Raw genomic sequence first — 13456 nt, forward strand, 5'->3', positions numbered from 1 at the left:
GAGATTTAGAAAATCTAAATCTCTTAAAATTATTGATTTATTAGAGCAGTAACTCTTCTATTTTGAGCTTTACCTTCTTCTGTTTCATTAGTAGCAATTGGTTGAGTTTCTCCATATCCAATAGCTCTCAATCTTGAAGATTCAATCCCATAAGATTTAAGTGCATTTACTACAGATATAGCTCTTCTATCAGAAAGAGTTTGATTATAAGCATCACTACCTTTTGAATCAGTATGTGCTTCTATAACTGCTGTCATAGTTTTGTTATCTTTCAGCATATTTGCAAATTGAGATAATTTATTTTGATACATACTTTTTATTTCTGCAGAATTGTTGTCAAAATTAATATTTAAATTCATAGTATCAACACAACCATCTTTATTTACTTTTACCCCAGGTGATGTATTAGGACATTTATCAAGGTTATTAATAACTCCATCATTATCGTCATCATTGCTTCTTATAGGTAAAGATTCTTCTTTTTCTTCGAAAATTTTTCTTGGAGGTTCTTCTACTGTTTCAGGAACTTTCGCCGTGATTTGATCATCTTTATACTTTTTACCAAGAGGCATTCCTAAACCTAAAGTATACATAATATCATTTTGATTCTCTTTTACAGCTATAAGATGTCTAACATCACCTTTTAATGCAATTCCATAATAAGGAATATCATATCTTAATCCAATACCATAATTAAAAACAGCAGAATCTTGATGTTTATCTAATTCTTGTGTTACATCTTGATAACCAATACCTGCTAAACCATACGCTGCTAATCTGTCAGTTAACTCAAATCTTTTAATAGCATTTAAAAAAGTTCTGTTAATGTTTGTATTTCCAGTAGTTTTTTCATATCCTACACTTTGACTTCTCATATAAGCTATTTCAAGTTGATCAATAAAAGAATCATCTAAATTTTTTGCTAAAGATATACCTGCATTAAAATAATTATCTTTTTCTAATCCAGCTTTGCTATCTGTTAAGATTCCAGATGCAAAAGGTGTAACTTCATAATTATAAGTTTTACTAGGATCACTAGCTGCAAAAATTGTGGATGCACATAAGATAGATGTTAATAAGATTTTTTTCATTAATATTTTCCTTTTATGAAATAATTTTATATATTATAACTTAAAAATAATATTATTATTATTAAAATAATTAGAAATTTTAAAAAATAAAAAAAGGGGTCGAGTAGAAACTCAACCCCTTAAAATAGAATAATTAATTAAAATTATTTAACCATTACAGCTTCAACTCTTCTGTTTTCAGCTCTTCCTTCAGCAGTTTCATTTGAAGCAACAGGTCTTGTTTCACCAAATCCAACAGCTTTAATTTTAGTGCTATCTACACCTAAATCAGTTAATGCTTTAACAGTAGAAGCAGCTCTTCTTTCTGATAATTTTTGATTGTATGCATTTGAACCAACTGAGTCTGTATGTGCTTCAATTGATGCTTTTAATTTTGGATTAGCTTTCATCATTTTTGCAAATTCAGCAATTCTTGAATTGTAAGAATCTTTAATTACAGATTTATCTGTATCAAAATTAATGTTTAAGTTAATTAAAGTCATACATCCAACAGTGTCAACTTTAGCACCTTTCATTGTATCTGGACATTGATCTAATTCATCAATTACACCATCAGCATCAGAATCTTTAGGAGTTTCAACAGGAGCAGGAGTTTCAACAGGAGCAGGAGTTTCAACAACAGGAGCTGGTTTTGAAACTTCTCCAAATGGTACTGCAAGACCTAAAGTATATAATAAATTATTGTCTCCATGATCGATTTCAATTAAATGTCTAACATCAAATTTTAAAGCTAATTGATCAGCTAATTGATATTTAACTCCAACCCCATAGTTTCCAAATAAACCATCTTCATTGTATCCATCTTCTTTATCAAATATTTCAACACCTGCTCCAACTAATGTATATAATGAAGTATTTGCTCCTACTGGATATTCTTTAATTAAGTTAGTAAATACTCTTGTAATACCAGTATCATTATTTGTTCCTCTGTATCCAACGTCTTCAATTGATCTTAAAAATCCTAATTCAACTTGATCGATAAAAGAATCAAATTGATTGAATCCTAAACTCAAACCAGCATTTGCATAACTTCTATCTAATCCTAAGTTACCTTCAGTATAAACTCCACCAATTAATGGAGTGATTTCATATTTATAATCACTATTTGCAGCTAATGCTAAAGAAGCACAAGCAATTGTAGATAATAGAACTTTTTTCATCTTTTTTCCTTTTTACTAAATAATTTGGCGAATTATATCATATTTTTTCAATTTTAACTTTAAGAGTTAAAAATTGAATTAACTGATTCATTATTATGAATTCTTCTTATAGCTTCACCAATGATTGTAGATGCCGTTAACACCGTTATTTTTTTAGCGTTTTTTTGTGTAGGAATTGTGTCTGATATAACTAATTCATCTAATTCACCTTTTTCAATTCTTTCATAAGCAGGACCACTTAAAACACCATGTGTACAACATGCCATAACTGATGTTGCACCTTTTTTCTTTAAAACTTCTGCAGCTTTTACTAAAGTTCCAGCAGTGTCAACCATATCATCAACTAAAATAACATCTTTACCTTTTACATCACCTATGATATTCATAACTTCAGCAACATTTGCTTTTTCTCTTTTTTTATCAACAATTACTAAATCGTAACCTAATTTATCAGCATAAGATCTTGCTCTTGCAACACCACCAATATCAGGACTTGCAATAATTGGATTTTTTAAATTTTTACTTCTAATGTAATTAACAAATAAAATAGAACCAAATAAATTGTCTGCTGGAATATTAAAGAAACCTTGAATCTGAGCAGCATGTAAATCAATAGTTACAACTCTTGTGATTCCAGCAGCTTCTAATAAATCAGCAACTAATTTAGCTGTAATTGGAACTCTAGGCGCTGCTTTTCTATCTTGTCTTGCATAACCATAATATGGAATAACTGCTGAGATTGATTTTGCACTTGAACGCTTAAGTGCATCTACCATTATTAATAATTCCATTAAATTATCGTTTGTAGGAGCACATGTTGGTTGAATTATAAAGACATCTTGTCCTCTTACACTTTCTGTTATTTGAACAGATATCTCTCCATCACTAAATTTATTAAGTGTTGCATCTGATACTGGCATACTTAGGTATTCACCCACTTTTCTTGCAAATTCAGGATTAGCTGAACCACTAAAAAGTTTAAATGTTGACATAAAAAATTCCTTACTTTTGATTAAAGTATGATTTTATCTAAACTGCACTTAATGAATATTAAGTTAAAGAATTATTAAGTAATTTATGTATAAAATAATAATCATTATCGTTTATAAAGATTTTGGGGATTGATTGTATATTTTATATGCATAAAATTTGTTTTTGAAAGAATAAAAAATGTTATGATTTTGATGTTCTTCTAAAATAAAAATTAAACACTTGCCGCGAAGTGTTAAATTAAAATAAATAACAAGGAAAAGAAATGAAAAAAATTTTAAAAAATAAGTCTATTAGTTTAATAGCTTGTGGGGTAATCTTATCTTCAAGTACTGTATTTGGGGCTGATACAATTGATGCAGCGTTTAAAGAAGGAAAAGTTTCTGGAAGCTTAGGAGTTTATGGTCAAAAAATTGATTATGAAAAAAATGGAAGAGAGGGGTATGCAAACGGAAATGCAACTATTGGATTTGAAACAGCTTCTTTTTATGGTTTAAGTGCAAAAGCTGAGTTTAAAGGAAATCTTGATTTAGGTGAAGTTCATAATAATGATAGAGATAATGCACCATTTGAAAATGATGCTTTAATGACAGAAGCTTATTTAAAATATGCCGTTGATGGTTTTTCTTTAAGTGCTGGTAGACAAGCTATTGATTTAGAATGGTTAGCAGATTATAATGAATCTGTAGTTGCTGCAATTACAGCTATTCCAGATACAACAGTAGTTTTAGGTTATACATATAGAAAAGCTGAATCAGGTATTGATTTAAGTGAAGATTTTTATAAATTAAATGAAAATAAAGGTGCTTATGTATTGGATGTTAAATATACAGGTTTAAAAGGTGTTGAGTTTAATCCTTATGCATATTCAGCTCCTGAAGTAGCTGATTGGTATGGTTTAAAAACAACTTTTACAGCTGATATGTTTGGTGCAATTGCACATTATGCAGCTTCAAATGAAGATAGCAATAAAAGAGGTGCTACAAATAATGGTTCAATTGGACATCTTGAATTAAATACAACAATTTCTGATTTTACAGCAGCTTTAGGATATATAAAAACTGATAAAGATGTTGGAGTTGGTTCAATGGAAGTAGCAGGTGATAATATTTCTCCTTTTGAAGAAGGAAATAATACTTATGCAGCAGATGCAAAAACTATTTATGGTTCTTTAGGATACACAATTGCAGGTGTTGAATTAGACGCTTTATATGGTGAAACAAAATATGCTACTGATTATAAAGAGAAAGAGTTGAATCTATCAGTTGGATACTCATTTACAGAATCATTAGCAGCTTCTATTCTTTATGCTAATATAAATGCTGATGAAAATAATGCAGAAGTTGATTATGAGAAAGTTTTAGCAAGTGTAGAATATACATTCTAATATAAGAGTAATTTAGGAGATTAACTCCTAAATTATTTAGTACTTTCTATCCAAGCACTTCCAATTACTTTTTGTCCATCATAAAATACTGCTAGTTGTCCAATTGCTACACCAAATACTGGCTCTTTTAAAAAAATATAAATTTTGTTATCTTTTATTTCAACATCACAAATTGTTGAAATTGCTCTATATCTTAATTTTACACTACAAGAAAATTTTCTATCCTCAACAAACATATTTAAATTTGTTCCAATTACTTCATTTACTTCTAATGCTTCTTTTTTACCAACAACAATGGTGTTATCTTTTGGATTTAATTTTGTAACAAAATGGGGTTCTTGAGCACCTTTAACTGTAAATCCTCTTCTTTTCCCAATTGTATAGTGTGCAAAACCTTTATGAATTCCGACAACATTACCCTTTTCATCTAAAACATCACCTTCTTGGTCAATATTTGCATGTCTTTTGATAACATCAGTATAAACAGTTTCAACAAAACAAATTTCTTGAGATTCACTTTTTTCTGTAATTTTTTTATAGGCTACATCAAGCTTTGCACCAAATTTTACGATATCTTCTTTTTTATAAGTACTTAAAGGAAACATCATAAAGGCAAGGGCATCTGGACTTACTTGAGATAAAAAATAACTTTGGTCTTTTGTTTTATCATCAGCTTCATAAAAAAACTTGCCATCAGTTTTTGCATAATGTCCAGTTGCTAAAAAACTTGCACCTTGACTTTTTGCAAAATCAAGCATAGCACCAAATTTAATTTGTCTATTACATTTTACACATGGATTTGGAGTTGTTCCAGTTAGATAAGAATCAACAAAATAGTCATAAACTTCTTTTGAAAACTTATCAGTTAAGTCTAATATATGGTATTTAATATTTAAAAATTTAGCTACATCTTCAATATAACCTAAATTTTTTTCATGATAACCGTCAGTTCGATTATGAAGTTTTAGATAAACACCTTCAACTTCATAACCATCATTTTGTAGCATATAAGCTGTAACAGATGAGTCGATTCCTCCACTCATTCCAACCATTACTTTTTGTTTATTCATTATTTGCCTACTTATTTATAGAAACTAATGAATCCACCACCAAGACAATAATCACCAGAATATAAAACAAGGCTTTGTCCTAGAGTTACTGCTCTTTGAGGATTATCAAATTCAACTACTACTTTTTCATCACTTGTCTCAACAACTGTACAAGCTTGTTTTTGTTGTCTATATCTAACTTGTGCCATTAGTTTATCTCCAACTTTAGGTGCCTCTTCAAGCACCCAATGCATATGGCTTGCTTCAACTGTTTTACTCATTAGTAGTGGATGATTTGTATCTTGAACAATTGTTAAAGTATTATTTACTACATCTTTAGAAGCTACAAACCAAGGTTTGTGTGTATTGTTTTTATTTTCATTACCTTTAATACCACCAAGACCAATACCTTTTCTTTGTCCCAATGTATAACAAACTAAACCTTTATGTTTTCCTATAACTTTTCCATTTTCATCTATAATATCTCCAGGAATTGCTTTAAGATGTTGAGTGATAAATTCATCAAATTTTTGATTACCAATAAAACAAATTCCTGTACTATCTTTTTTATCACTTACAGGAAGATTATGCTCTCTAGCTATTTCTCTAACTTCTTTTTTTGTTAGGTCACCAAGAGGAAACATAGCATGACTTAATTGTTCACTTGATAATGCATGTAAGAAATAACTTTGATCTTTTGAACTATCTTTTGGAGTATCTAATACAAAATGGTCTTTGTATTTTGCAATTTTTGCATAATGCCCAGTTGCTATCATATCAGCACCCATACTTTTTGCTTCATTTAAAAATACATTGAATTTTATTTCTTTATTACATAAAATATCAGGATTTGGTGTAAGACCTTGTTTTAAACCTTCTAAGAATACATCAAAAACTCTATCTCTGTACTCTTTTACGAAGTCTTTTCCAATTACCTCTATTCCTATTAAAGCACCAACTTTTTTTGCATCTTCAAATTCTATACGGTTAGGACATTGGCTTCCTTTGATTCCATACTCCCAGTTACGCATGAATAGTCCAACAACATCGAAACCTTGTTGTTTTAATAATAACGCTGTAACAGATGAATCAACTCCACCTGACATTCCTACAACTACTTTTTTATTTTTGTTCATTTGTTTACCTTTAAAAGTTGTTTTTCATATATTTTAAAGGAATAATCACTGACTCTCTATTTGCCCAATTTTTGTGAGGGATAATAAGATTTTTTGTATCTATTTTCTTATTATCAAAAAATATAATATCTATATCTAAGGTTCTAGGCGCATCTTGAAAGGATCGCTTTCTTCCAAATTTAGTCTCATATCTTTGCATAGCTTGTAAAAGCTCATTAGGACAAAGATCTGATTTAATCGTGATTATACCATTTAAAAAATCATTTTGTTCTAAAAATCCAAATGGAGGATTTTGTAGAAGTGGAGAAGTCATAAGTAAAGTAAATCTTGAATCTTTTTTTAAACATAAAATTAATTTATCAAATATTTTTTTCGTATTTCCAATATTCCCCCCAATTCCAAGAGTTACATCGTATTTTTTTGATGAATTGTTGTTAAATTTTTTAGGAAAATTATTACTATAAAATAGTGTTAAATTTTGTGATAATTTTTTTTTCAAATTTCTCTCTTTTTTTGATTTAAAGTATTATTGCTTTTCCATTTTTCATTACAATAGTATCTTCAATTCTAACACCAAATTCATTTGGAAGATAAATACCTGGTTCTATTGTAAATACCATATTGTCTTCAATAATTAAGTCAGATTTTGAATTTATATTTGGGTATTCATGAATATCAAGTCCAACTCCATGACCAGTACTATGAACAAAATATTTCCCATAACCTGCTTTTTCTATTATATCTCTAGCTAATTTGTCAATTTCAGAAGCTTTCATTCCACTTCTTGCTTTTTCTATAGCAGTTAATTGAGCTTTTAAAACAATATCATAAACTTTTTGATGTTTATTGTTTTTAAATTTTTGCTCTCTTTTAAATGAAAATTTTTCAAAATTAACAACACTTGTACATGTTCTATCTGAACAATATCGTTTATATTTAATTCCAGCATCAACTAATAATAAATCATTTAATTTTAACTTTTTTGAAGTAGGAAGGGCATGAGGTTTTGCTGCATTTTCATTTATTGCAACGATTGGTTCAAAACTAATATCGAGTTTTCCACTTTGGCTCATTTTTTCAAAAGCTTTAAAGTATAAAAACTGTTCGGTTTTATCAAAACCATTTTTTCTTATGTATTTTGCAAGTTCATTAAATCCAACTCTTCCTGCATCTGCTGCTTTTTTAAGTAAATTAATTTCTTTTTCACTCTTGATTAATCTTTTTTCTTTTGAGAAATTGGGTTTTTGAATAAATTCAATTTTTAAATTTTCACATAATTTTGAATAAGTAGCAAAACTAAAATCATTTGGGTCAAATATTATTTTTTTAATTTTATTTTTCTTTAAAATTTCTTTGGTTGTTTCTATTAAATTTGATGATTCTATCACTTCACAATTTTTTGCATACTCTTTAGCTTCTATAGTGTATCTTGCATCGGTTATAAAAAATCTCTCTTTTCCTAAACTTAAAAAAATTACATTATCACAAGAAAATTTACATTCAAAATATATAGCATTCTCATTTTGAAGAATGAAGTTTTTCATAAAAAGCCTTTAATTTGGGATGTTTTAACTAAAATTTAATTATAATCTTACCTAAAATTTATAAAAGGAATATAATATGAAAATTGCCGTAATTCAAGGACCAAACTTAAATATGTTAGGAATTAGAGAACAACACATTTATGGTTCTATGAGTCTTGAACAAATTCATGAACAATTAAAAGCAGCAGCTTCTCAAAATGGAGTTGAAATTGAGTTTTTTCAATCAAATTTTGAAGGAGAGATTGTAGATAGGATTCAAGAGTGTTTAGGAACAGTTGATGGAATTATGATTAATCCAGCTGCATATTCTCATACATCAATTGCTATAAAAGATGCTTTAAGTGCTGTAAATATGCCAGTAGTTGAAGTTCATATTTCAAATATTTACAAAAGAGAAGAGTTTAGACAAAAGTCAATTACTGCTGGTGCATCAACAGGAGTAATTTCAGGATTTGGACCATTTGGTTATCATATGGGTTTAATAGCTTTAATGCAAATTATTGCAGAATTAAAAGCTGTAACACAAGCTCAACAAGCAAACGCATAATTTAAAATTTATGAAAATTATAAGTGCTAATTGGGTTATAACTTGTGACGAAAACAACAGAATTATAAAAAATGGTGCTGTTGTTTTTGATGACAAAATAATTGAAGTAGATTCTCTTTTAGAAATAGAAAAAAAATATCCTAATATTGAAATAAACAAATTAGATAAAAACTCTGTGTTAATGCCAGGACTTATAAATTCTCATGTTCATTTAGAGTTTAGTTCAAATACAACAACTTTAAAATATGGAAATTTTTATTCTTGGTTAAATTCTGTTATTAAACATAGAGAAGAGTTGATTAATAAAGCTACTAAAGAGTTGATTTCTACAAAATTAAGTAGAATGAAAAAAACTGGAACTACAACAATAGGTGCTATTTCTTCTTATTCTTTTGATATTGAACCATGTGTGAAATCGCCTATAAATACAGTTTTCTTTTGTGAGGTTATTGGTTCAAAAGCAGATATGATAGATACTTTATTTGCTGATTTTAAAAATAGATTGAATAATGCAAAAAAGTATGCTTCAAAAAGTTTTATTCCAGCTATTGCTATTCATTCTCCATATTCTGTTCACCCTTTTTTATTAAGAGAGAGTTTAAATTTAGCAAGAAATGAAAATTTAGCAGTTAGTGCACATTTTTTAGAATCAAAGGAAGAATTTGATTGGTTGCATAAAGATGAAGGTTCTTTTTTAGAGTTTTTTAAAAATTTTTTAAATCAAGAGAAAGCAGTTTCAAAACCTATGGAATTTTTAAATCAATTTACGAATATAAAAAATTTATCTTTTACACATTGTGTTGAAGCAAGTGAAAGAGATTTAGAAAAAATCAAAAATTTAGGTGCAAATATTAATCATTGTGTTACCTCAAATAGACTTTTGAATAATAGTAAATTAGATTTATCAAAACTAAAAGATATCCCTTTTACTATAGGAACAGATGGACTTAGTTCAAACAATTCTTTATCAATGTTTGATGAATTAAGAAATGCTTTAATGGCTCATTATGATAAAAATATCAATGATTTTTCAAGAATGCTTCTAAAAGCAGCAACTATAAATGGAAGTAGGGCTTTAGGACTAAATAAAGGTGTTATAGAAAATGAGTTTGATGCTGATATGATATCTTTTACATTACCTGATGAGGTTGAAGATATTGAAGATTTGCCAATGTATGTTATTTTACACACAAAATTTGTAGATAATACGATTATAGGAGGTGAGTATGTTTAATTTTTTTAGATTTTTGTTTTCTCCAATTATTGCAATATTAGATTTTATAACTAAATATTTCAAAACTATAGTATTTTTAACAATTATTTATTTTTTTGTTTTTAGTTCAAATGATGAGTTAACAAATACAAATAATTTAGCTAATTTACAAAAAATAGAGTTGAGTGGTCCAATATTAGATGTTAATAAGGTATTAGAAAATATTGATAAAGCAAAAAAAGATAACAATATAAAAGGTGTAATGCTTGTAGTTGATTCTCCTGGTGGGGCAGTTGCTCCTTCTATTGAAGTTGCTTATGCAATTAAAGAGTTAAAACAAATAAAACCAGTTGTTGTCTATGCAAGTGGAGTAATAGCAAGTGGTAGTTATTATGCCTCAATTTGGGCGGATAAAATTATTGCAAATCCTGGGAGCATTGTAGGCTCTATTGGAGTTATAATGCAAGGTGTTAATGCAGAAGAGTTAATGGAAAAAATAGGAATTTCAACTCAAACTGTAAAGGCGGGTAAATTTAAAGAATCAGGAACACCTAGTAGAAAATGGACTGATTTTGAAGAAAAACAACTTCAAAGTGTAATAGATGATACTTATAATATGTTCATAACTGATGTTGCAAATGCTAGAAATCTTGATGTTAGAAATCATACATTATTTGCTGATGCAAAAATTTTCACTTCAAAACAAGCAAAAGAGGTTGGATTAGTAGATGAAGTTGCTACAATTTCATTTGCTCAAGATGAGCTTGTAAAATTATCAAATGTGCAAAATCCGATTTGGAAGAAAGAGGATAAATTTGAAAAATTTATGGATAATTTGGTTACGGAAACAATTTCAAAAGTTAGTATGAATTTAATTAGTGGATTAAAAGCTTATTGATTTTATCTCAAATAAAAAAGGGGATGAATTTTACTTCATCCCCTTTTTTATGTTAATTTATTTTTGTAATTCAGAAACAATTTTAAATGTATCATTTGCAATAACAAATTCTTCATTTGTAGGAATAACAAATATTCTTGACGCAGAACCATTTGTTGCAATATCTCTTGCATCTCTTGATTTTCTATTATTTTTAACAGGATCTATTACTAATCCCATTGAATCTAATCCAGCACAAACTTTTTCTCTAATTAATGCAGCATTTTCACCAATTCCACCTGTGAAACATAATGCATCAACACCATCAAGTGCAGCTACATAAGCTCCTACATATTTTTTGATGTTATAAGCAACCATATCAACTGCTAATCTACATTTATCATCACCATTTTGCATACCTTCTAAAACTTCTCTTAAATCAGAAGATTTCCCAGAAATTCCTAAGATACCAGATTTTTTATTCATTACATCAAGAGCTTGATCAATTGTTAAATTTTCTCTAGTCATCATATAAGAAATTGCACCAGCACCAACGTCACCGGCTCTTGTACCCATCATTAAACCTTGAACAGGAGTTAATCCCATTGAAGTATCAATACATTTACCATTTAAAACAGCACTAACAGAAGAACCATTTCCTAAATGACAAACAATAATTCTTGTATTTTGCTTTTTATCTAACATTGCTCTTGCTTCATTAGAAACAAAGTAGTGTGAAGTTCCGTGGAATCCATATTTTCTTATTCCATGTTTTGTATACATATCATGTGGTAAAGCATACATATAAGCATAATCAGGCATAGTTTGGTGGAATGCAGTGTCAAATACAGCTACATTTGGTTTACCAGGCATTAATTGTTGACAAATTTCCATTCCCATAATATTTGCAGGATTGTGTAATGGAGCTAAAGGAATTAATTCTTTCATTTTTGCAATTACTTTATCAGTAACCATAACAGAAGATGCAAACTCTTCTCCACCATGAACGGCTCTGTGTCCAATTGCATCAATATCATCAACAGAATTGATAACTTTCCCTTCACTTTCAACTAATGTTTTTAAAACTAATTCAATAGCTTCTTTGTGAGTTGGCATTGGAATTTCTAAAGTTAATTTTTGACCTTCACCAAATTCATGTTTTAAAATTCCATCAATTCCAATTCTTTCACAAAGACCAACAGCTAAAACTTCTTTTGTAGTTGGATTCATTAATTGATATTTTAAAGATGAGCTTCCTGCATTTAAGATGAATACTAACATATTTACTTTCCTTTTGTTTTAAGTTTAATTATTTGATTTGAGTTGCAGTAATTGCAACTAAGTTTGCGATATCTTCTACTGAACAACCTCTTGATAAGTCATTAACTGGTTGATTTAATCCTTGAACGATTGGTCCATGAGCTTCTGCTCCTGCAAATCTTTGAACAAGTTTGTAACCAATATTTCCAGATTGTAAATCAGGGAATACTAAGATATTTGCTTTTCCAGCTACTTTTGAACCTGGTGCTTTTTTTGCTCCAATTGCTTCAACAATAGCAGCATCTGCTTGTAATTCTCCATCAAATGAGAAGTCAACATTTCTTTCAGTTAAAATGTCACAAGCATATTGAACTTTATCAACTAATGGATGTGCAGCACTTCCTTTTGTTGAAAATGATAACATAGCAACTCTTGGCTCTAATCCAACAACAGAACTTGCAGTTGCAGCTGTAGCACAAGCTATATCAGCTAATTGTTCAGCATTTGGCTCTGGAATAACAGCACAGTCAGCAAATAAAATTAAACCATTGTCTCCAAATTTTCCATCAGCTGTTTCCATAATAAATGCAGAAGATACTGTATTTATTCCAGGAGCTGTTTTAATAACTTGAATTGCAGCTTTTAAAACATCAGCAGTTGGAGAGTTTGAACCTGCAACTAAACCATCAGCATCACCAAGTCTTACCATCATACAACCAAAAAATCTAGGTTCTGTAGTCATAATAGTAGTTGCTTCTTCTTTTGAAAGGTTTTTACTCTTTCTTAATTCAACTAACTCATTAATATATTTATCAATATTATCAAATTTTTTAGGGTCAACAATTGTTGCACCTTCAATATTTGCTCCACATTTAGCTGCATCAGCTTTAATAGTTTCAGCATTTCCAATCAAAACTATTTTTGCAGTTTTTTCTTCTAAAACTTGTTGTGCAGCTTTTAGAACTCTTTCATCTTCTGGCTCTGGAAGAACAATAGTTCTTAATTGCAGTTTCGCTTTTTCTTTGATACTTTCAATTAAACCCATGGGTAAGTTATCCTTTCTACTTTAATCTATGTGGAAAAATTATAATTAAGAAGCGTAGCATTAAAATAGCAATCTCTTATAATCTCTCATAGGATAATTTTATAAAATAAATAAAAAAAAGTACATAAAACATACATAATTGTAAAAAAAAATTTAA

Annotated in this window: 13 protein-coding genes; 4 read left to right on the plus strand and 9 right to left on the minus strand. The window is 28.9% G+C overall.

The window, feature by feature from the left end; translation table 11 throughout:
- Positions 1-29: 29 nt before the first annotated feature.
- The 3 genes from AAQM_RS02645 to AAQM_RS02655 form a co-directional block, all read right to left on the minus strand.
- On the minus strand, positions 30-1091 hold the full coding sequence (locus tag AAQM_RS02645; RefSeq protein WP_129094193.1) for an OmpA family protein: 1062 nt from the start codon (positions 1089-1091) through the stop codon (positions 30-32).
- A 143-nt stretch (positions 1092-1234) separates the two neighbouring features.
- The gene (locus AAQM_RS02650; protein ID WP_129094194.1) at positions 1235-2251 is read right to left on the minus strand and encodes an OmpA family protein; all 1017 of its coding nucleotides are present in this window, start codon (positions 2249-2251) and stop codon (positions 1235-1237) included.
- A 59-nt stretch (positions 2252-2310) separates the two neighbouring features.
- Positions 2311-3243, minus strand: coding sequence for a ribose-phosphate pyrophosphokinase (locus AAQM_RS02655; RefSeq protein ID WP_129094195.1), 933 nt, complete (start codon positions 3241-3243; stop codon positions 2311-2313).
- 263 nt (positions 3244-3506) lie between these two features.
- Here AAQM_RS02655 and AAQM_RS02660 point away from each other — a divergent pair, with 263 nt between their 5' ends.
- Complete coding sequence (locus AAQM_RS02660; RefSeq protein ID WP_129094196.1) at positions 3507-4628, plus strand: Opr family porin; 1122 nt, start codon at positions 3507-3509, stop codon at positions 4626-4628.
- A gap of 32 nt (positions 4629-4660) precedes the next feature.
- On the opposite strand, the gene mnmA (AAQM_RS02665) is transcribed toward AAQM_RS02660, so the two are convergent.
- Genes mnmA (AAQM_RS02665) through AAQM_RS02680 form a run of 4 tightly spaced genes read right to left on the minus strand, consistent with a single transcriptional unit; the run spans position 4661 to position 8357 of the window.
- Positions 4661-5698: a tRNA 2-thiouridine(34) synthase MnmA gene (gene mnmA, locus AAQM_RS02665; protein ID WP_129094197.1), complete on the minus strand. Its 1038-nt coding sequence runs from the start codon at positions 5696-5698 to the stop codon at positions 4661-4663.
- An 11-nt stretch (positions 5699-5709) separates the two neighbouring features.
- Positions 5710-6813, minus strand: a complete 1104-nt coding sequence (mnmA, locus tag AAQM_RS02670; protein WP_129094198.1) for a tRNA 2-thiouridine(34) synthase MnmA — start codon at positions 6811-6813, stop codon at positions 5710-5712.
- 10 nt (positions 6814-6823) lie between these two features.
- A complete protein-coding gene (gene folK, locus AAQM_RS02675) occupies positions 6824-7312 on the minus strand; it encodes a 2-amino-4-hydroxy-6-hydroxymethyldihydropteridine diphosphokinase (RefSeq protein WP_129094199.1) in 489 nt (162 codons plus the stop codon).
- A 19-nt stretch (positions 7313-7331) separates the two neighbouring features.
- Positions 7332-8357: a M24 family metallopeptidase gene (locus AAQM_RS02680; protein ID WP_129094200.1), complete on the minus strand. Its 1026-nt coding sequence runs from the start codon at positions 8355-8357 to the stop codon at positions 7332-7334.
- A gap of 76 nt (positions 8358-8433) precedes the next feature.
- Here AAQM_RS02680 and aroQ point away from each other — a divergent pair, with 76 nt between their 5' ends.
- From aroQ to sppA, 3 genes are read left to right on the plus strand one after another with little or no spacing between them, the layout of a single operon-like run.
- A complete protein-coding gene (gene aroQ, locus AAQM_RS02685) occupies positions 8434-8904 on the plus strand; it encodes a type II 3-dehydroquinate dehydratase (protein ID WP_129094201.1) in 471 nt (156 codons plus the stop codon).
- 10 nt (positions 8905-8914) lie between these two features.
- On the plus strand, positions 8915-10138 hold the full coding sequence (gene mqnF, locus AAQM_RS02690; RefSeq protein ID WP_129094202.1) for an aminofutalosine deaminase family hydrolase: 1224 nt from the start codon (positions 8915-8917) through the stop codon (positions 10136-10138).
- Positions 10131-11015 (plus strand): signal peptide peptidase SppA, encoded by an 885-nt coding sequence (sppA, locus tag AAQM_RS02695; RefSeq protein WP_129094203.1) that lies wholly within the window; start codon positions 10131-10133, stop codon positions 11013-11015. Before mqnF ends, sppA begins: the two co-directional genes overlap by 8 nt.
- A gap of 57 nt (positions 11016-11072) precedes the next feature.
- On the opposite strand, the gene AAQM_RS02700 is transcribed toward sppA, so the two are convergent.
- Together AAQM_RS02700 and pta are read right to left on the minus strand one after the other, a co-directional pair.
- Positions 11073-12275, minus strand: coding sequence for an acetate/propionate family kinase (locus AAQM_RS02700; RefSeq protein WP_129094204.1), 1203 nt, complete (start codon positions 12273-12275; stop codon positions 11073-11075).
- Positions 12276-12303: 28 nt separating this feature from the next.
- Positions 12304-13299 carry a phosphate acetyltransferase gene (gene pta, locus AAQM_RS02705; protein ID WP_129094205.1) on the minus strand — a complete coding sequence of 332 codons (996 nt, stop codon included), beginning with the start codon at positions 13297-13299 and terminating at the stop codon, positions 12304-12306.
- Positions 13300-13456 lie beyond the last annotated feature (157 nt).

Source organism: Arcobacter aquimarinus (assembly GCF_013177635.1).
GTDB lineage: Bacteria > Campylobacterota > Campylobacteria > Campylobacterales > Arcobacteraceae > Aliarcobacter > Aliarcobacter aquimarinus.

Bases quoted from the DNA above. Each gene is read 5' to 3' on its own strand.
- AAQM_RS02645 (WP_129094193.1), bottom strand. From the start codon at position 1,091: ATGAAAAAAATCTTATTAACATCTATCTTATGTGCATCCACAATTTTT.
- AAQM_RS02650 (WP_129094194.1), bottom strand. From the start codon at position 2,251: ATGAAAAAAGTTCTATTATCTACAATTGCTTGTGCTTCTTTAGCATTA.
- AAQM_RS02655 (WP_129094195.1), bottom strand. From the start codon at position 3,243: ATGTCAACATTTAAACTTTTTAGTGGTTCAGCTAATCCTGAATTTGCA.
- AAQM_RS02660 (WP_129094196.1), top strand. From the start codon at position 3,507: ATGAAAAAAATTTTAAAAAATAAGTCTATTAGTTTAATAGCTTGTGGG.
- mnmA (WP_129094197.1), bottom strand. From the start codon at position 5,698: ATGAATAAACAAAAAGTAATGGTTGGAATGAGTGGAGGAATCGACTCA.
- mnmA (WP_129094198.1), bottom strand. From the start codon at position 6,813: ATGAACAAAAATAAAAAAGTAGTTGTAGGAATGTCAGGTGGAGTTGAT.
- AAQM_RS02680 (WP_129094200.1), bottom strand. From the start codon at position 8,357: ATGAAAAACTTCATTCTTCAAAATGAGAATGCTATATATTTTGAATGT.
- aroQ (WP_129094201.1), top strand. From the start codon at position 8,434: ATGAAAATTGCCGTAATTCAAGGACCAAACTTAAATATGTTAGGAATT.
- mqnF (WP_129094202.1), top strand. From the start codon at position 8,915: ATGAAAATTATAAGTGCTAATTGGGTTATAACTTGTGACGAAAACAAC.
- sppA (WP_129094203.1), top strand. From the start codon at position 10,131: ATGTTTAATTTTTTTAGATTTTTGTTTTCTCCAATTATTGCAATATTA.
- AAQM_RS02700 (WP_129094204.1), bottom strand. From the start codon at position 12,275: ATGTTAGTATTCATCTTAAATGCAGGAAGCTCATCTTTAAAATATCAA.
- pta (WP_129094205.1), bottom strand. From the start codon at position 13,299: ATGGGTTTAATTGAAAGTATCAAAGAAAAAGCGAAACTGCAATTAAGA.